General features: G+C 36.1%; 19 protein-coding genes and 1 other RNA gene. 2 read left to right on the top strand and 18 right to left on the bottom strand.

What is annotated here, in order from left to right; genetic code table 11:
* Window positions 1-5 precede the first annotated feature (5 nt).
* The 8 genes from ACTJIP_RS12195 to ACTJIP_RS12160 all read right to left on the bottom strand — a co-directional run bounded on the left by ACTJIP_RS12195 (window position 6) and on the right by ACTJIP_RS12160 (window position 7882).
* On the bottom strand, window positions 6-596 hold the full coding sequence (locus ACTJIP_RS12195) for a hypothetical protein (RefSeq protein WP_440704621.1): 591 nt from the start codon (window positions 594-596) through the stop codon (window positions 6-8).
* Between the two features lie 113 nt (window positions 597-709).
* Complete coding sequence (locus ACTJIP_RS12190; RefSeq protein WP_180563846.1) at window positions 710-1963, bottom strand: pyridoxal phosphate-dependent aminotransferase; 1254 nt, start codon at window positions 1961-1963, stop codon at window positions 710-712.
* A 22-nt stretch (window positions 1964-1985) separates the two neighbouring features.
* Window positions 1986-2897 (bottom strand): hypothetical protein, encoded by a 912-nt coding sequence (locus tag ACTJIP_RS12185; RefSeq protein WP_077417053.1) that lies wholly within the window; start codon window positions 2895-2897, stop codon window positions 1986-1988.
* Between the two features lie 18 nt (window positions 2898-2915).
* Window positions 2916-4631: a phospho-sugar mutase gene (locus ACTJIP_RS12180; RefSeq protein ID WP_077417051.1), complete on the bottom strand. Its 1716-nt coding sequence runs from the start codon at window positions 4629-4631 to the stop codon at window positions 2916-2918.
* A gap of 202 nt (window positions 4632-4833) precedes the next feature.
* A complete protein-coding gene (locus ACTJIP_RS12175) occupies window positions 4834-5535 on the bottom strand; it encodes a GIN domain-containing protein (protein ID WP_077417047.1) in 702 nt (233 codons plus the stop codon).
* A gap of 196 nt (window positions 5536-5731) precedes the next feature.
* Window positions 5732-6115: a lipocalin family protein gene (locus ACTJIP_RS12170; RefSeq protein WP_219072769.1), complete on the bottom strand. Its 384-nt coding sequence runs from the start codon at window positions 6113-6115 to the stop codon at window positions 5732-5734.
* Between the two features lie 197 nt (window positions 6116-6312).
* Window positions 6313-7263, bottom strand: a complete 951-nt coding sequence (locus tag ACTJIP_RS12165) for a glycosyltransferase family 2 protein (RefSeq protein ID WP_077417043.1) — start codon at window positions 7261-7263, stop codon at window positions 6313-6315.
* Window positions 7264-7279: 16 nt separating this feature from the next.
* Complete coding sequence (locus tag ACTJIP_RS12160; protein WP_440704620.1) at window positions 7280-7882, bottom strand: DUF4199 domain-containing protein; 603 nt, start codon at window positions 7880-7882, stop codon at window positions 7280-7282.
* Window positions 7883-8013: 131 nt separating this feature from the next.
* On the opposite strand from ACTJIP_RS12160, the gene ffs reads away from it, so the two are divergent.
* Window positions 8014-8111: signal recognition particle sRNA small type (ffs, locus tag ACTJIP_RS12155), an RNA gene on the top strand.
* Between the two features lie 116 nt (window positions 8112-8227).
* Here ffs and ACTJIP_RS12150 read toward each other — a convergent pair.
* The 7 genes from ACTJIP_RS12150 to gyrA form a co-directional block, all read right to left on the bottom strand.
* Window positions 8228-8914 (bottom strand): metal-dependent hydrolase, encoded by a 687-nt coding sequence (locus tag ACTJIP_RS12150; protein WP_077417039.1) that lies wholly within the window; start codon window positions 8912-8914, stop codon window positions 8228-8230.
* A gap of 68 nt (window positions 8915-8982) precedes the next feature.
* Window positions 8983-9270 (bottom strand): hypothetical protein, encoded by a 288-nt coding sequence (locus ACTJIP_RS12145; RefSeq protein WP_077417037.1) that lies wholly within the window; start codon window positions 9268-9270, stop codon window positions 8983-8985.
* Between the two features lie 5 nt (window positions 9271-9275).
* A complete protein-coding gene (locus tag ACTJIP_RS12140) occupies window positions 9276-9722 on the bottom strand; it encodes an SRPBCC family protein (protein WP_077417035.1) in 447 nt (148 codons plus the stop codon).
* 17 nt (window positions 9723-9739) lie between these two features.
* Window positions 9740-10669, bottom strand: coding sequence for a 1,4-dihydroxy-2-naphthoate octaprenyltransferase (gene menA / locus ACTJIP_RS12135; RefSeq protein WP_047385242.1), 930 nt, complete (start codon window positions 10667-10669; stop codon window positions 9740-9742).
* 79 nt (window positions 10670-10748) lie between these two features.
* Window positions 10749-11585 carry a 1,4-dihydroxy-2-naphthoyl-CoA synthase gene (locus tag ACTJIP_RS12130; protein ID WP_077417031.1) on the bottom strand — a complete coding sequence of 279 codons (837 nt, stop codon included), beginning with the start codon at window positions 11583-11585 and terminating at the stop codon, window positions 10749-10751.
* 221 nt (window positions 11586-11806) lie between these two features.
* On the bottom strand, window positions 11807-12841 hold the full coding sequence (locus tag ACTJIP_RS12125; protein ID WP_440704619.1) for a tetratricopeptide repeat protein: 1035 nt from the start codon (window positions 12839-12841) through the stop codon (window positions 11807-11809).
* A 30-nt stretch (window positions 12842-12871) separates the two neighbouring features.
* The gene (gene gyrA / locus ACTJIP_RS12120; RefSeq protein ID WP_077417027.1) at window positions 12872-15457 is read right to left on the bottom strand and encodes a DNA gyrase subunit A; all 2586 of its coding nucleotides are present in this window, start codon (window positions 15455-15457) and stop codon (window positions 12872-12874) included.
* Between the two features lie 150 nt (window positions 15458-15607).
* Here gyrA and ACTJIP_RS12115 point away from each other — a divergent pair, with 150 nt between their 5' ends.
* On the top strand, window positions 15608-15922 hold the full coding sequence (locus ACTJIP_RS12115) for a DUF4286 family protein (RefSeq protein WP_047385794.1): 315 nt from the start codon (window positions 15608-15610) through the stop codon (window positions 15920-15922).
* 42 nt (window positions 15923-15964) lie between these two features.
* Here ACTJIP_RS12115 and ACTJIP_RS12110 read toward each other — a convergent pair whose 3' ends face one another.
* From ACTJIP_RS12110 to ACTJIP_RS12100, 3 genes are all read right to left on the bottom strand, one after another.
* Window positions 15965-16186, bottom strand: coding sequence for a hypothetical protein (locus ACTJIP_RS12110; protein WP_175627249.1), 222 nt, complete (start codon window positions 16184-16186; stop codon window positions 15965-15967).
* A 112-nt stretch (window positions 16187-16298) separates the two neighbouring features.
* Window positions 16299-16478 (bottom strand): quinol oxidase subunit 4, encoded by a 180-nt coding sequence (locus ACTJIP_RS12105; protein WP_077417025.1) that lies wholly within the window; start codon window positions 16476-16478, stop codon window positions 16299-16301.
* 134 nt (window positions 16479-16612) lie between these two features.
* Entirely contained in the window at window positions 16613-17104 is a 492-nt protein-coding gene (locus ACTJIP_RS12100; protein WP_180563851.1) for a GNAT family N-acetyltransferase, read from the bottom strand.
* Window positions 17105-17108 lie beyond the last annotated feature (4 nt).

Here is a 17108-nt window from a genome sequence, read left to right as displayed (position 1 = left end):
CACATCTAATTCAAATATTTGATGAGAAAAATAACTCCGTACATCCAGGAAATGTACAGAAAAGAGTAAAAAAAACCGAATCCAATGCTTTTTAAGAAATCGCCTTTACATTTTCCTAAATTTTTAAAAACCAATCTGAGTGCCCTGAAAAACACCCAATACAAGCTGGCAGTCAATAATAATATAGCCGACCAAAAGAAAAGTCCCAAAAAATAAGAAAGAAAGATCAACAAAATTGAAAATACAATCCACAAAAGAATGGAAATGATAATGCCTCCTATTCCATCGCCTACAGCTGGGGGATCAAATTCAAAACCATTAAGTTTTGGGGTTTTATCAGTATATCTTTGTATTCTTTCTTTGTTTAAAACATTCCCGACATTGTCTTTCAATTTCAAGCCATAATACAGTCCTGCACTGATAAACAGAAAAAATGTTCCAGCCAAAAAAGAGGTTGATACAATAGAATTCTGAAATAGAGAGCGATGTGCTGCTTTTCCGGAAAGCCAAACGCTTAGAATTACTACTGCAATAATCACCAGCGTTGAAAAAAACAGATATTTTGTTTCCAGAAAAGATTTCCGTGGAAGTTTCATGGTTTATATTGTATTTGAAACGCTTCGACTCCGCTCAGCCTGACACTATTAATATAAATTTAATTTTAATGATGTCATGCCGGACAGAGTCGAAGCATATTTTTATGTAAAGCCTATTTTAAATTGTTCAAAGCACTTTCCAGTTTTGGAAGCATTACTTTGATCTCATCTGTAGCCAATCCTCCTACAGAAGCACGGAACCAAGGTTCAGATTTGTCTTCTCCGAAGGCTGAGAATGGTACTAAAGCCACTCCTGCTTCATTGATCAGGTAAAATACCAGGTCTGAAGAGTTTTCAATGATTCCTCCATCGGGTTTTGTTTTTCCGATATAGTTTAACTTAATCGTAAGATAAAGAGCTCCCATGGGTTCGATACTGTCTACTGAAAGTCCTTTTCCTTTTAAATCCTGAACTCCGTTGTGAAGAACTTTTAAACTTTCTTCAAGTTTACCTTTAAAATCCTCAACAAAAGTATCTACATTCTCTGGGTTTGCATAGAATTTAGCCGTAGCTTCCTGCTCTGGTTTTGGTGCCCATGCTCCAACGTGAGTAAGAAGTGCTTTCATTTTATCAAGAATATGAGCAGGCCCGAATCCCCATCCTACACGTACTCCTGTTGCTGCAAGGCATTTGGAAATACCATCGATGTAGATTGTATAGTCTTTCATTTCAGGGAAAAGAGAAACAGGATCTACATGCTCAGCGCCAAAAGTAAGACAAGAATAGATCTGGTCATACATTAAGTATAACGGTTTTTCGTCTGCCCCTCTTTTTTTGTTTTCAGCGATGACCAATTCACAGATTTCTGAAAGCTGCTCTTTTGTAAACATTGTTCCTGTAGGGTTCAATGGTGAGCAAAGTGCTAATAATACAGCTCCATCCAGGTGAGGTCTTAGATCATCTGCTGTCGGAAGAAAGTTAGTTTCAGGTTTTGTTTTTACTTCTACAGCATTGGCAGAAGTAAGATAAGCATAGTGATTGTTGTTCCATGATGGTGTAGGATAAACTACTTTATCTCCTTCGTCTACAATTGTTTTGTATACCGCATAAATCAAAGGTCTTGATCCTGCCGTAATCAAAATATCTTCTGGAGAATAGTCCAGGTTCCATCTTTTTTTAAGGTCTTTGGAAACTTCTTTTCTTAAAGATAAAAGTCCATTTGCAGGCGGATAATTCGTCAGATTATTCTGATATGCTTTCTGAATCTCTTCCTTCAGCAATGCCGGAATAGGATAGATATTAGAATTCAGATCACCAATAGTAAGATTGGCAATTTCTGCTCCCTTTGCTTTTAGATCATTTACTTCGTTACCAATTTTTACAATTTCAGAACCGATCAGGTTCGCTGCTAATTTTGAAACTTTCACTTTTTCTTATTTTAAATTTATATTATCGTTCTCCATTGATCTTTTCATCTATTTGATCTACCGGCGTTTGCGCATCAAAAAGAGTAATTATTTCTTTTGCTTTTTTTGCCGTATTGGAATTCGGATATTTTTTAATAATCCTGTTGAATTCCGCTCTGTTTTCATCGTTTAGTTTTCCTGTTCCTTTGTCCTGATCTCTTTCGTAAGTGGGTGTATTATCCATTCCCAAAAGATAATCAGACAAATATATTTTATAATCCTGTTCTACAGCTTTTAAAAGGTTACTCTTAGGATATTTCTTCATGAAATTTTCCCAAAACATGAGCCTGTCTCCAAGCTGTTCCCAGGTAATTATCAGTCCTGCATCTGCAGCATAATTGGATTCACTTTCTTTATCAGTCTGTGAAATGTAGACTTCATAATCAGGAGTTACCTTATTTTTAAACAGAGAAGAATAATATCCGGGCACAGTCCATATTTCAGTCATCCCTTCTCCTACTTCCCTGAACTCAAGGCCTTCTTTTTTCAGTTCTGAAGCTATTTTTTTAACATTGTCCGGCAAATTGTACTGATCCTTATCATAGTTATAATAATTCACATATTTATCTAAAATATCAGTATGTAAGCTCATCAGACATTCTGTATACTTTCCTCTTATTTTTAAATAATCTTCGTATACATTGTCATTCTGCTCCGGACTGTTTCCAGCCATTTCTTTTTCGATTTTTGTACGGTACCATTGAAGTGATGTGATATAATCCTCCGTTTTATGAGCTGGAGAACATGCTGTATCTATCGGTTTGTACTGATCTTCTTTGGTTTCTGTAGTAGCAATCGAATCATTTTCAAGTTTTGTCTCTGAAACTGCAGTTTCCTTTTTACAGGAAACTACAGCTGCAGAAAGCAGGCAAACCGCTATTATTTTTTTAATCATCTACTATTTTTGGGGAAATTAATCCAGTTTCAAATCTGTTTTAACGGCCCCTATTTTAGTTTCCAATGATTTTAATTTATCTCTGAAATCCGCTTCTGAAGTAATAGAATCCTTCACTGAAACATAGAACTTGATTTTTGGTTCTGTTCCTGAAGGTCTTACGCATACTTTTGTTCCATCCTGTGTGTAATAAATCAATACGTTGGACTTTGGAATATCATTCATTACTTTTTTCTCGTTGGTAGAAATGGTAAGGCTTGTCTGTTCTTTGAAATCCTTTACTTCTTCCACTAATGATCCTGCCAATTCTTTTGGAGGGTTTTCACGGAAGTTTTTCATCATATTCTCGATCTCTTCAGCGCCTTCTTTTCCTTTTCTTACAATGTTGATTAATCCTTCGTAATACATTCCAAGATCTTCATAGATCTCGATCATGTACTGATACATTGTTTTTCCGTTGGCTTTGCACCACGCTGCAATTTCGCAAGCTAAAAGGATACTTCCACAAGAATCTTTGTCACGAACGAAATCTCCGGTCATAAATCCGAAACTTTCTTCACCTCCACACACAAATTTTTGTGTTCCTTCTGCTTCACGGATCATTTTTCCGATCCATTTGAATCCGGTAAGACCTACTTTGCACTCTACTCCGAATTTCTGAGCGATATCAAAGAAGATATCTGAAGTTACAATCGTAGAACCTATAAATTCTTTTCCTGTAATTCTTCCCTGTTTTCTCCATTCATTCAGGATATAGTAGGTAAGAATGGTATTGGTCTGGTTTCCGTTCAACAGCTGCATTTCACCATCAAGATTTCTTACCGCAATTCCCAATCTGTCACCATCCGGGTCTGTGCCAATCACTATATCTGCATTCGTAATTCTTGCAAGATCCATTGCCATTTCCAATGCTGCAGGCTCTTCCGGGTTTGGAGAATCTACAGTAGGGAAATTTCCGCTTGGGATCATCTGTTCTCTCACAAGATCTATTTTTTTGAATCCTGCTTTTTCAAGTGCTTTAGGAACAGTGGTATATGTTGTTCCGTGGATTGATGTGAAAACTATATTTAAATTTTCTTTTCCAACATTCTGATAGGTAGAGTTTTCAATACATGCATCGATATATACATCGTCCTGCTCCTCTCCGATCCACTCGATAAGATCGTCATTTCCGTTGAATTTAATTTCTTCAAACTTTACAGAATATACTTCATTGATAATGGCTTCATCATTAGGCGGAACAATCTGAGCTCCGTCATTCCAGTATACTTTATAACCGTTGTATTCCGGCGGGTTATGAGAAGCTGTCAATACAATTCCCCCGTTACATTTTTTATCACGTACTGTGAAAGACAATTCCGGAGTAGGTCTGTGATCTTTGAAAAGCAGTACCTTGATTCCGTTTGCAGTCAAAACATCAGCTACCAGCTTTCCGAATTCTTTTGAGTTATGACGAACATCATAAGCAATAGCTACTTTGATCTCTTCTCCTTTGAATTGCTGCAGCATATAGTTCGCCAATCCTTGTGTAGCCTGTCCTAATGTATATTTATTCAAGCGGTTGGTTCCTACTCCCATTATTCCACGCATTCCTCCTGTCCCGAATTCCAGTTCTCTGTAGAAAGAATCTTCCAGATCTGGAGAATTGCTGTCAATCAGTGATTGTACAGCCTCTCTTGTTTCTTTATCGAAGGTATCACTTAACCAAAGTTTCGCTTTTTCTAGTGTATTCATATTTATGTCTAAGTTTTTTAAGCTGGAAGAGAGAAGCTGGAGGCTAGAAGTTATATTGTGCCTGCTTCAAAATTCTGGCTTTGTTTTTATTTTTTCTATTTTTATTTTTAAATATGTTTGGAAGCAAATTTCTAATCTGGAAAATAAGAAGTATGAAAAACTAATAGTACTCCCATCTTCCAGCTTCTGACTTCCAGCCAAACTACTCTAATTTCTTATTTTCAACTTTCGTTGTTTTCTCTATTTTAAAAGCTCTGATAGGGTCGTTGTAATAGATAAATTTTGCAGTATTCTGAATATGTCCTTTTAAAGAATCTTTTACATTTACTTCTGCATAATTCCCGTTTTTAGAGTCGATATTCAAATTGGTAATTTTCCAGTATGGAGCAATTAAACTTGCTGTATCTGAAATCTTTATAACGGCATCTTTGGACAATCCAAGGAAATTGGCGCGGCTTCTGTTGTGCATTTCCACCTCTGCTCTTCTGGTATTTACAGACCCCATGAAGCTTGCATTATTTTTCATGCTAAGTCTGAAATTGTCTGTCTTTATTTCACTTGAAATATTCACTTCCACAGAATCAGAAACAGCTACTTTTTCCAGGTTATATTTTGAATAAATTGTTACATTATAAAAATCCACTCCTTTAGTACCTCTTTTTTCTTTGATGAAAAGGGTCTTATCTTTTACATCTACATCAAGGTTATTAGCAACATTCGGATAGGTTTCTATTTCCACAAAATTCTTAGGCCCTTTGGCATAAAATACACGGAATTTCCCTTCCAGATCAAGGTTTACAAACTCCGAAACATCCACATCCTTCTTTTCAATATTTCCTTTCGGAGAAACTTTTCCACAGGAAACTACTGCCATCAGCATTAATGTGTATACAACTTTTTTCATATTTAATTTTAAATATTCTATATTATAACCGTAACGATCTTTACTGAAAATCTATAAAAGGTTTTTCATGTCTCTCACAGGACTTTCAATATTATTTTAAACAAAAATAGGATTAAAATTTCTAAAAATCTTTGTCTTTTGACAATAAAATACCTGATAATTTTCAATTTTTTGCTTTTCAGAAAAAGACTATTTCTTATTTCTCCTTTCCTCTTACTTTTTTATAAAACCATGTTTTAGGACTTCCGGCCATTGAAAATAAAAGCAGGTAATCTTTACTGATATTAGAAATTCTCATGGATGTTACTTTTTCATCACCATGATACTTCATTTTCAACAAATTATTTTCTATCTGATAAGTCCCGTTATTCCCCATCGAACTGAAAGTTTTATCCCGATAAAAAGTGAGAATTCCTGTTCCGTATCTGGAATTGTTTGTCTTGGTCTTCAACGTATCCGTCTGACGGATTTCCCCGTCATAAATATCAATAAACTCCCAGGAACCAGAAAGTTTGTTGGATGAGCAGGAAGCTGTAAAAAGTAAAAGAAAATAAAAAAGAATAGGTTTGAGGTTAAACATGAAGGTTAAAAGTTTTTATAAATTACAAAAAGCACCCTGCTGACAGAGTGCTTTCATTTATTAAGATGAATTTTTATAATTAATTGTGGTGTACTATTATTTAGCTTAAAAACCACTAAGTACACTAATTTTTATACACTAATATCACAAACACCAATAGTGTCATTTGTGAAACATTTGCGTCATTAGTGTTTAAATTATATCACTTCATCAATATTATAATTCTTGTGTTCGCGGTTCGTTCTGATAATCATTTCTCCTAAGAATCCTGCTACAAACAGAAGACTTCCCAAAATCATCATTGTTAAAGCAATAAAGAACCAAGGATTATTGGTAATTAAATGTCCGTAAATTCCTCTTGCAACATCAATCAATTTTGAAATTCCCAGCCAAAGTGCAGAAAGAAAACCAACAATAAACATTAAAGTCCCTACTGCTCCGAAGAAATGCATTGGTCTTCCTCCAAAACGACTTACAAACCAAAGAGTTATCAAATCCAGAAAACCTCTTACAAATCTTTCAGTTCCGAATTTTGAAGTTCCGTAAGGCCTTGCCTGATGCTGTACTTCTTTTTCAGTAATTCTTCTGAAGCCTGCATTGGCAGCTAATACCGGAATATAACGGTGCATATCTCCGTAAACATCTACAGATTTTACCACCTGCTTTTTGTAAGCCTTCAAACCACAGTTGAAGTCATGAAGATAAACTCCTGAAACTTTTCTTGCTGCTGCATTGAATAATTTTGACGGAATATTCTTCGTCATTACATTATCAAAACGCTTCTTTTTCCAACCGGAAACGATATCGTAGTTGTCATGGATTACCATATTGTACAGTTCCGGAATTTCTTCAGGGAAATCCTGCAAGTCTGCATCCATGGTAATAACTACATCTCCGTTTGTTCTTTCAAAGGCTGCATGAAGAGCCTGAGATTTTCCATAATTTCTGGAAAATTTAATAGCGTGGATCTGAGGATACTGAACTTTCATATTCTCAATAATGCTCCACGACAAATCCGTACTTCCATCGTCTACAAACCAGATTTCATAAGATAAATCGTTGGTTGTGCATACTTTATCAATTCTTGAAAAAAGCTCTTCCAAAGAGTCTTCTTCGTTCAGTAACGGAATAACTATAGATAAATTCATTTAATTTTAATAAAAATTAGGCTTGATTTGTTTCTTCGGGCTGATGTATTGTTCTTGTTCTGAAAAATGCTCCGAAAAACACCGACAAAACTACGTAAAATATAAGAATTGCTGCAAAGTATCCTGAAAAATGACTTGCGGTAAGCATATCTTTTCCTTTAACCGCCTCTGGAGTGAAGCTTTGTAATCTTTCTGTGTACTTCTGATCCAGCTCATCAATATCTTTCTGATGCTTCAGAATTTTTCTTGCAGAGGTGTATTCTGTATCCAATTCTGATTTTTGTCTCTGAACATATTGGTAGTTCAACAGCTTTTTGGCCGCCGGATCTACAAAGTTTAAAAAGGCATAAATACTGAAAATGGAAAGAATTCCTCCGACAAACATCGGAACGAATGCTCTTTTGAAAGCTTCTTTGAATTTTACTACTCTATGGTTGTTCCAATAGGATTTTACAGACCAGAAAGCAGCCCCTGCATAGAGAAGAGGCAAAACAAAAGCATTGGATTTCAGAGAGATATCAAAATAATTGATTCCTGAGAAAAAAGTGTATACTACAAAGAAAACGATCATTGTAGCGATAAAAAGTATAATTCCTAGTGTTGATGGACTTTTCGTCATATTTAAATTTTTAGAAAAAAGTTGAAAAATTTTCCCTCTAAATGTCAAGTGTTTAGCTTTACCACGGCATTTTTTCGACTAATTTTCTTTGATAAAGTTTTGAAGTTTATAAAATATTCCTACCTTTGCAACGGCAAGTCCTAAACAACCAGCTCCTGAGAATCCTCCAGGGTGGGAACGCAGCAAAGGTAATTGGTCGTAGCGGTGTGATTTAGGTAGCTTGCCATTTTTTTTTGGTTTAAATTGAGAAGAGAGGTAATTTTATAATTATCTTTTTTTGTTTTTAATACCTTACGCATCATTTTCATTTTTCTAATTTTTCAGATTACCTATTCCCGTTATTGATTAAAACTCGAATGTCTCGCCTAATTTTGGTAAAACAAGTTCTACATTTTTATCTGCAAAATGTTTTAATGCACTTTCATGATTGATCTCAATTGCCGGGAAAGTATCAAAGTGACATCCGATTACTTTTGGAGTTTTCAACAGTTCTGCAGCAGCAAAAGATGCTTTTCTAGGGCACATTGTGTAGTGGCTCCCGATTGGAAGGATAGAAAGATCAATGTTTCCGTATAATCTCGGGAACAGCTCCATATCTGCCATTACTCCTGTATCTCCTGCCAAATAGATATTCTTACCTTCAGGCAATCTGAAGATATACCCTACAGGAACGCCACCATAGCTTCCATCAGGGAAAGAACTTGTATGGTGAGCCGGAACCATGGAAATTTTAAGATCGTCAATTTTTGCAGATCCTCCTAAGTTCACATCGTCTCTATTTTTAGCCTGTTGAAAATAACCGCATACTTCTGGTACTCCAATGATGGTAGCTTCCGGATAATGCTGCAATACTTCTGCTACATCGGCAATATGATCACCATGTGCATGAGTCAACAGGATGTAATCAATTTTCTGAGCAGAAATATCAAAACCTGATTCTGCTTTTTTGTAATTGTAAAAAGGGTCGCTCAAAATTGTTTTGTCCTTGTACGTAAACAGGAAGCAATTTTGCCCTAAGAATTGTATTTTCATTTTAAATTTAGTTTAAAATTTTGAATAATGATGTCTCATCCCTTTAAGGAAAAGAATCATCTTTTTATTTAAGAACATCCCATGGGTGGCTTTATAAAAAACTCATATATCAACAGACATGTGGGTATTATTATTAAAATCTGGAGACCCAATAACGGTTTCATTATTTGTACTTTCCCGATTAATACATAAAAAGCTAACACAGCATTAGAAATGATAATCAAAGTAACCAAGGCAGGAATGAAATCAATTTCAAAAACTGACATACCCCCCATTAACTCTTCTATCAAATAATAAATAAGTAATAAAGCTAAAACAATAGACAGACAAGAAGTTATCTTTAAAGCAGTCTTCATGTGTTCTATTTTTGCGGGAATTTATCTTCAATCAGTCTGAGATTTATTCCATGTTCCAGATATGCTTTACAGCCGTCTAAAACTGTCGTAAAACCTCCTGTATTGTCATTAATTACTTTTAACAGATCTTCACCTGTCTGGCTGAATCCGTAGCTTTTAATCACAACAAGAGTGCCTTTTTCCATGGTTTTGAATTCATAATCTACGTTCGTTGAAGGCTCTCCCCACTCTGTTTTGATCAGTTGGTATGGGATGATCTGATGTACATTTACTACGTTTTTTACTCCGTACATTTCCCATTCCCAGGTAACTGTTTTACCTTCTTCTAATTTTCCGGTAGATTTTGTGAACCAGAAATGAGTTGTTATTTCAGGATTGATAAATGCTTCAAAAACATCTTCAACCGGTTTCCTGATAAGCATTTGAGCTTCAACATAGACATTAGAACTCATGGTATAATATTTTAGATTTAGTTAAATAAATTAAGTCCGGCTGCTGTAAGAATTGCCATTACAAACGTCATGATGCCTACCTGCTTTAAATACTGGTCTAATTCTTTTGGCTCTTTTACCGATAGAATCTTTCTTCTCAGTTTTGATAGTGGGATCAACAGAATCATTACGATGAAAACGTAATAGTTTTGCTGCTGCATAAATCCGTTTATTCCTAAAAACGCAAGAATCAGCAATAAAGGAAGCTGTAACAGGACCATTTCATAAATCATTGCATTTCTGAACCCCATTCTTAAAGCAAGGCTGTTTTTTCCTGAAAGTTTATCACTTTCAATATCTCTCATATTGTTCAGGTTAAGAACCGCCATACTCATCATCCCAACAGCTGTTCCAGGTAATAGCATATCCCAGCTGAAAGTTTTCGTGAATAAAAAGTAACTTCCACATACAGAAACAAGTCCGAAGAAGATAAACACGAAGATATCTCCCAACCCCATGTATCCATATGGTTTTTTACCTACTGTATATCCAATTGCTGCCAGAATACTTGCTACTCCCAATCCTATGAAAATATAGAATTCATTCATGTAGTTTGGAATGAAAGCCACATACAATAAAGCAATAGTAGCAATGAAAGATAATGCTGCGAAAAGGATCACTGCATTTTTCATCTGTTTAGCCGTAATTTTTCCTGATGCTACAGCTCTCGCTTCAGCTTCATTGATTCTTTTGGCGTCGGTACCTTTTACTCCATCACCATAGTCATTGGCATAATTTGATAAAATCTGGTATAAAAGTGTTACCAAAAGGGCCAGAGCAAAAATTTTCCAGTCCCAGATTCCACCTTCTCCGTAAAGTCTCCATTTTGCAATGAAAGCTCCCATAATAATTCCGCTTAAGGAAAGCGGTAAAGTTCTTAGCCTTGCGGCTTTTATCCAATCAGTCATATAATTATAATTGATAATTGATAATTGATAATTGATAAATGATGATTGAGCGATCATTTATCAATTATCAATTATATTTTTAAGATATCCATTGATCTTCTCCGAAGTTCGGTTTTCTTTTTTCAAGGAATGCATTTCTTCCTTCTTTAGCTTCTTCAGTCATGTATGCTAAACGGGTTGCCTCTCCTGCAAATACCTGCTGTCCTACCATGCCATCGTCTGTAAGATTCATGGCGAATTTCAGCATTCTGATAGACATCGGAGATTTTCCTAAAATTTCTTGTGCCCATTCGTAAGCTGTATCTTCTAATTCTGCATGCGGAACTACTTTATTTACCATTCCCATTTCAAAAGCTTCCTGAGCGGAATAGTTTCTTCCTAAAAAGAAGATTTCACGGGCTTTTTTCTGACCTACCATTTTAGCAAGGTAAGCAGAACCATAACCACCATCAAAGCTTGTCACATCAGCATCTGTCTGCTTGAAGATTGCATGTTCTTCACTTGCTAAAGTTAAATCACATACTACATGAAGTGAGTGTCCTCCACCAACTGCCCATCCCGGAACCACTGCGATAACCACTTTCGGCATGAAACGGATCAAACGCTGAACTTCAAGAATATTTAAACGGTGTCTTCCATCTTCTCCAACATATCCCTGATCTCCTCTTGCTTTTTGATCTCCTCCACTACAGAAAGCCCAACCTCCGTCTTTTGGACTTGGTCCTTCTCCTGAAAGTAAAACAACACCTATTGAGGGGTCTTCAGAAGCGTCATAAAAAGCATCATATAATTCTGAAGTTGTCTTTGGCCTGAACGCATTACGTACTTCCGGTCTGTTGAAAGCAATTCTTGCTACTCCGTTAGATTTTTTATAGGTAATATCTTCGTATTCCTTGGCGGTTTTCCACTCGATCATCTTATAAAAATTTTTCTCAAAGATACGGAATTACAGAGAAATTCTCTGTGTGAAATTCACCCATCATTTCAATAAAGAAGAGAAATTTTGAATGAAAAATTTCTGCTTGTAGATATTGAGTAAGAATGTGTTTTTCAGAATGGGCAACGGACTCTGTTTTCTTAAAAAATAAAAGCCGGAACATTGCTGTTCCGGCTTTTTATAGTTAAGTTATCAAATGATTACTTAGCAGCTGCACTAAGCTCAGCTTCTTTAGCTTTCATTTCTTTAACTTTTTCAATGTTTTTAGTTACTACATAAATTTCCTTCAATGCAGAAACAGCGTCAATACTCTTTGGATTTGCTTTATACCATCCTTCTGCATATGGTAATGCTTTTCCAAATCTTTCTCTTCTTGCGTCGATCAATTTAGAAGCTTCATCCGGTTTGTCTTTTCTCAATGCATTGATCTCTCCTACTACTTTAGCATCATCACCAATAGTTGTATACACTAAGTTCTGATAAGCATCAGAGAAATCAGGTTTAAGTTCAATTGCTTTTTTAAATGCTTCTAAAGCATCATTAACAGTAGCAGGATTTTTAGCCTGCATTACCCCAAGATTATACCAATTTGTTGGGTCGTTAGGGTTCTTAGCTAGTTGTTCTTTCAATCCGGAAACGAATTTATCTGTATTTCCAGACTGAAGATATGCTGTAGTCTGAGCTTCTTTAAGTTTAGCACTGTTTGGAAATTTAACTAATCCTTTTTCGATAACAGCAAGAGCTTCAGGTCCTTTTTTCGCATTAAGAAGTAATGAAGCCAGAGTTTCATATAAATCTCCCTCTATACTTTTAGTCTGCTCTGTTTTGAAATCAGTATAGTCAGCATTCTTCTTCATAAGCTCCCAAGTCGCTTTATCAAGATTCACTACCTGTCCTGTTTTCTTTTCTTTTGCAGTATAAGTTGTTTCTACTCCTGTAAATCCGGAATTAACAAGGTCTGTATATATTTTGATAGACTGGTCACTGTTATTTGCTAACGCATGGCTAAGTCCTGCATAATACATATATATTTTGTTGTCCTGTCCATTAGCCTTCAATAGGTCATAAACTTCTATAAACTTAGGTGCTGCAGCTGCATAGTTTTTTGCATTATATGCATCCATAGCAACCTTATTAGCTTCCTGAAGCTGGGCATTCAAAGCAGCTGCATCTTTTTTCTGCCCAAAAGCAAAAGCAGACGCTACGATAGCCATTCCTAAAATTAGTTTCTTCATAATAACTATTTTATATTTATATTGTACAATTTATTCTTCAGAATCAGAATTCTCATTTTCCTCTGCTGGAGTTTCATTTTCAGCCTGAGGTATTGTATTGTCTTCCTGGTTATCAGCTACAATGTCTGTTCCTTCTTCAATTTCTTCAGAATCTTCTTCTACATCTTTGTCCATTGCTACTTTTGCGATGGCTGCAATTTCGTCATTTTTCTTAAGATTGATCAGTTTTACTCCCTGAGTATTTCTACCCATTACTCTCATTTCATCCATTCCCATTCTGATCGCAACACCGGATTTATTGATAATCATCAATCCATCTTCGTCTGTTACATTTTGAATAGCAATCAGGTTTCCTGTTTTTTCGGTAATGTTCAGGGTGATAACTCCTTTTCCTCCTCTGTTGGTAATTCTGTAGTCTTCTACTGCAGTTCTCTTTCCATATCCTTTTTCAGATACTACAAGTACTGTTTCGTTTTCTACATCGTTCACAACAATCATACCAATAGCTTCATCATTGTCTTCCATCGCAATACCTCTTACCCCGATAGATCCTCTACCTACCTCTCTTACCTTTTCTTCAGGGAAGCGGATACATTTACCATTTTTGGTAGCAATCATGATCTGAGATGTTCCATTGGTAAGGTAAGCACCTAATAACTGGTCATTATCCCTAATCTCGATAGCATTTACCCCGTTTACTCTTGGTCTTGAATAAGCTTCTAATGATGTTTTCTTGATAGTACCGTTTTTGGTAACCATCACAACACTCATCTGATTTACATATTCTGAATCCTTCAGGTTGTTGGTTCTGATATAAGCTTTGATCTTATCATCCGGTTCAATATTGATAAGGTTTTGTACCGCTCTTCCTTTTGCTGTTCTGGAGCCTTCCGGAATTTCAAATACTCTTAACCAGTAGCATCTTCCTTTTTCTGTAAAGAATAACATATACTGGTGGTTGGTGGCAGAAACGATATATTCAAGGAAATCGGAGTCTCTTGTTGTTGCTGCTTTATTTCCTACACCTCCTCTACTTTGAATTTTATATTCTGAAAGGGAAGTTCTCTTGACATATCCTGCGTGAGAAATGGTAAGAACTACAGCTTCGTTCGGGATAATATCTTCGATAGACATTTCTCCTCCTGAGTAATCAATTTCTGTTCTTCTTTCGTCTCCGTATTTTTCTTTGACTTCGATCAATTCATCTTTAATGATCTGGAATCTTCTTGGCTCATTGGCTAAGATATCTTCCAGATTTTCAATCTCTTTCATGATTGCGTCATATTCATCACGGATTTTATCAAGCTCCATTCCTGTTAAACGAGCCAATCTAAGATCAAGGATCGCCTGAGCCTGAATGTCTGAAAGTTCAAATGCCTCAATAAGGCCTTCTTTTGCAGCCTGAGGGTTTGCACTGTGACGGATAATAGAAATCGCTCTGTCTAAAGAATCCTGAGTTCCGATTACTTTCATGAACCCTTCAAGGATATGTGCTCTTTCTTTTGCTTTCTTAAGTTCAAACTGAGTTCTCCTTACGATTACCTCGTGTCTGTGCTCTACAAAGTGATGAATGATATCTTTAAGATTCAGCTGCTCCGGTCTTCCGTGTACCAATGCAATATTGTTTACACTGAAAGAAGTCTGAAGTGATGTATATTTATATAATAGGTTAAGAACAACATTCGGGATAGCATCGTTTTTCAATTCATAAACAACACGAAGTCCTTTTCTGTCCGATTCGTCTCTGATCTCGTGGATACCAGGGATTTTCTCATCTTTGACAAGCTCTGCTGTTCTGGCGATCATTTCCGCTTTGTTAACCTGATAAGGAATCTCGCTAACAATAATAGCGTTTCTGTTTCCAATTTCATCAAAGCTAACCTTAGCTCTTAAAACAACTCTACCTCTTCCTGTGTGGAATGCATCTCTTACTCCATCATAACCGTAGATAATACCTCCTGTAGGGAAATCCGGTGCAATGATGTGCTGCATCAGCTCGTCTATTGTAATTTCCTTATTATCAATATAAGCGCAGATAGCATCTACAGACTCAGATAAGTTGTGTGGCGCCATATTAGTTGCCATTCCCACTGCAATACCAGAAGTACCGTTTACCAAAAGGTTCGGAATTTTAGTTGGCATTACTGTCGGTTCCTGTAAACTGTCATCGAAGTTATTCTGGAAATCAACTGTTTCTTTGTCTAAGTCTGAAAGCACCTCATCAGAGATTTTTTTCAATCTTGCCTCAGTGTAACGCATTGCTGCAGGCGGGTCACCGTCCATTGAACCAAAGTTACCCTGGCCGTCAACCTGAGGATAACGTAAGCTCCAGTCCTGGGCCATTCTTACCATAGCATCATATACAGAGGAATCTCCGTGGGGGTGATATTTACCCAAAACATCCCCAACAATTCTCGCAGATTTTAAATATTTTCTATTAGAAAACACCCCTAATCCATACATACCATAAAGTACTCTTCTATGAACAGGTTTTAAGCCGTCTCTTACATCCGGCAACGCTCTTGAAACGATAACGGACATCGAATAATCGATATAAGACGACTTCATTTCATCAACAATGTTGATAGGAATCAGTCTTTCTCCTTCTTTTTGCATAAACAAATTTTATTGTAATGATATTCAAACTCTTAGCTGTAAGTCTGAAAATTATTTATTTCCAATTTTTATTAACGGGCTAATTTACGAAAAAAATGCCGATTTTTGCTGTAGAATTTATCCAAAAAAATCTTAAAAATTCATAAAAATATGAGCGTATTAAGTATAACTTTCCACTGTACGAAAGACAACCTAGAAGAATGGGAAAATTATATTGATGAAACACTGGTTTTAATGACTGAAAACCTGATGGATGTAGACAAATATATTCTTTCTGAAGTACACAGTGACTTTATTGAGGAAGGTAAAAACTACAATCTTCTGTTAATCTTTGATAATGATCAACTGAGGGAAGACTTCATTCAAAGTGAACTTCTGAATATTTCTGAAAGAATTGAGAAAAAATTTGGACAGGAAGTTATGATTTTTAATACTTTTCTGAATCCAAAAAAGTCGAGATTATAATTTATAATAAAAAAGCACTGAAAAAATCAGTGCTTTTCTTTTTTATCTGTGATGTCCATGACCACGGCCTCTGTGATGATGGCCACGATCGTCATAAATATACACTTTCTTAACCTGGCCAGGTGCATAGTATCTTGCACTTCCACCATAATATCTTTTTGCATGACCCGGCGGCATTCTTCTTCCATGAGGCTCATGCACTATGCAAGAGGACAGCATTAATAGGACCACTCCTACCCCAACAATTTTAAACATACTTTTCATTATTTTCACTTTTTCAATCTCGATAGCGAAATATATCAATGTTAATGCCAAAAGAAATTGAAATTAGGCTAATGTATGTTAAAACTGAATGCTGGTGTTCTTATTTTATAAGTTAGTAACCACTTCTCTTTTTCACCTGCCCAGGGGCATAATCTTTTGCGCTTCCACCATACACTTTTTTAGCCTGTCCCGGCGGAAGTGTCTTACCACGATGTCCATTGTCATGAACTACGCAGGATGAAAGCATAAATGCCACAATAAGTACTCCGGTAATTTTAATTATATTTTTCATTATTTCTATTTTTTCAACTTTATTATTACAAGGGTAATGCCAAATTGAAAAGTTCAAAACGTAAGGTTTAAGGTTTAAAGATATCGAGTTATAGTGAAGCTATCCCTAATTCATAACTCATCATTTATAATTTTTTAAATGATTTCGCTTCTTTTTTCCATCAAAACAAGATCTTTCCACTCGCCGTTGAGCTTTCCGATTTTTTTTCGGACACCTACCACTCTGAACCCATTTTTCTGATGAGACTTGACGGCCATCTCATTTTCGGAGAAGATATTGGTTTGTAATGTCCAGAATCCGTGGTCTTCGCTATCCAAAATTATCTTTTTAAGCAACACGGAACCCAATCCCTTACCCTGGTATTCGTTATCAAAATAAATGCTTACTTCTGCAACTCCTTTAAAAGACTCCCTTTTGCTCACTGGCTTCAAAGCGCACCATCCTACCACATCATTATTTTCATTTTCCAGCACCCACCGGCAGTCATTGAAATATTCCATACTCCAGGCTTCAGCTGTAGGAACTTCTGTTTCTAAAGTGGCGATTCCACCATCTACTCCTTGTCGGAAAATTTCAAGCACACGGCTTTCGTCACTGGGAAGCATTTCTCTTAATTCGTAATTCATCGTA

Origin of the sequence: Chryseobacterium sp. 22543 (assembly GCF_052044565.1) — a bacterium.
Classification (GTDB): Bacteria; Bacteroidota; Bacteroidia; order Flavobacteriales; family Weeksellaceae; genus Chryseobacterium.
Note: the sequence above shows the minus strand (reverse complement) of the source record. Positions and strands in the feature narration are given on the sequence as shown.

Coding starts and splice junctions, on each gene's coding strand:
- ACTJIP_RS12195 (WP_440704621.1), bottom strand. CDS start 596: ATGAAACTTCCACGGAAATCTTTTCTGGAAACAAAATATCTGTTTTTT.
- ACTJIP_RS12185 (WP_077417053.1), bottom strand. CDS start 2,897: ATGATTAAAAAAATAATAGCGGTTTGCCTGCTTTCTGCAGCTGTAGTT.
- ACTJIP_RS12180 (WP_077417051.1), bottom strand. CDS start 4,631: ATGAATACACTAGAAAAAGCGAAACTTTGGTTAAGTGATACCTTCGAT.
- ACTJIP_RS12175 (WP_077417047.1), bottom strand. CDS start 5,535: ATGAAAAAAGTTGTATACACATTAATGCTGATGGCAGTAGTTTCCTGT.
- ACTJIP_RS12170 (WP_219072769.1), bottom strand. CDS start 6,115: ATGTTTAACCTCAAACCTATTCTTTTTTATTTTCTTTTACTTTTTACA.
- ACTJIP_RS12165 (WP_077417043.1), bottom strand. CDS start 7,263: ATGAATTTATCTATAGTTATTCCGTTACTGAACGAAGAAGACTCTTTG.
- ACTJIP_RS12160 (WP_440704620.1), bottom strand. CDS start 7,882: ATGACGAAAAGTCCATCAACACTAGGAATTATACTTTTTATCGCTACA.
- ACTJIP_RS12150 (WP_077417039.1), bottom strand. CDS start 8,914: ATGAAAATACAATTCTTAGGGCAAAATTGCTTCCTGTTTACGTACAAG.
- ACTJIP_RS12145 (WP_077417037.1), bottom strand. CDS start 9,270: ATGAAGACTGCTTTAAAGATAACTTCTTGTCTGTCTATTGTTTTAGCT.
- ACTJIP_RS12140 (WP_077417035.1), bottom strand. CDS start 9,722: ATGAGTTCTAATGTCTATGTTGAAGCTCAAATGCTTATCAGGAAACCG.
- menA (WP_047385242.1), bottom strand. CDS start 10,669: ATGACTGATTGGATAAAAGCCGCAAGGCTAAGAACTTTACCGCTTTCC.
- ACTJIP_RS12130 (WP_077417031.1), bottom strand. CDS start 11,585: ATGATCGAGTGGAAAACCGCCAAGGAATACGAAGATATTACCTATAAA.
- ACTJIP_RS12125 (WP_440704619.1), bottom strand. CDS start 12,841: ATGAAGAAACTAATTTTAGGAATGGCTATCGTAGCGTCTGCTTTTGCT.
- gyrA (WP_077417027.1), bottom strand. CDS start 15,457: ATGCAAAAAGAAGGAGAAAGACTGATTCCTATCAACATTGTTGATGAA.
- ACTJIP_RS12115 (WP_047385794.1), top strand. CDS start 15,608: ATGAGCGTATTAAGTATAACTTTCCACTGTACGAAAGACAACCTAGAA.
- ACTJIP_RS12110 (WP_175627249.1), bottom strand. CDS start 16,186: ATGAAAAGTATGTTTAAAATTGTTGGGGTAGGAGTGGTCCTATTAATG.
- ACTJIP_RS12105 (WP_077417025.1), bottom strand. CDS start 16,478: ATGAAAAATATAATTAAAATTACCGGAGTACTTATTGTGGCATTTATG.
- ACTJIP_RS12100 (WP_180563851.1), bottom strand. CDS start 17,104: ATGAATTACGAATTAAGAGAAATGCTTCCCAGTGACGAAAGCCGTGTG.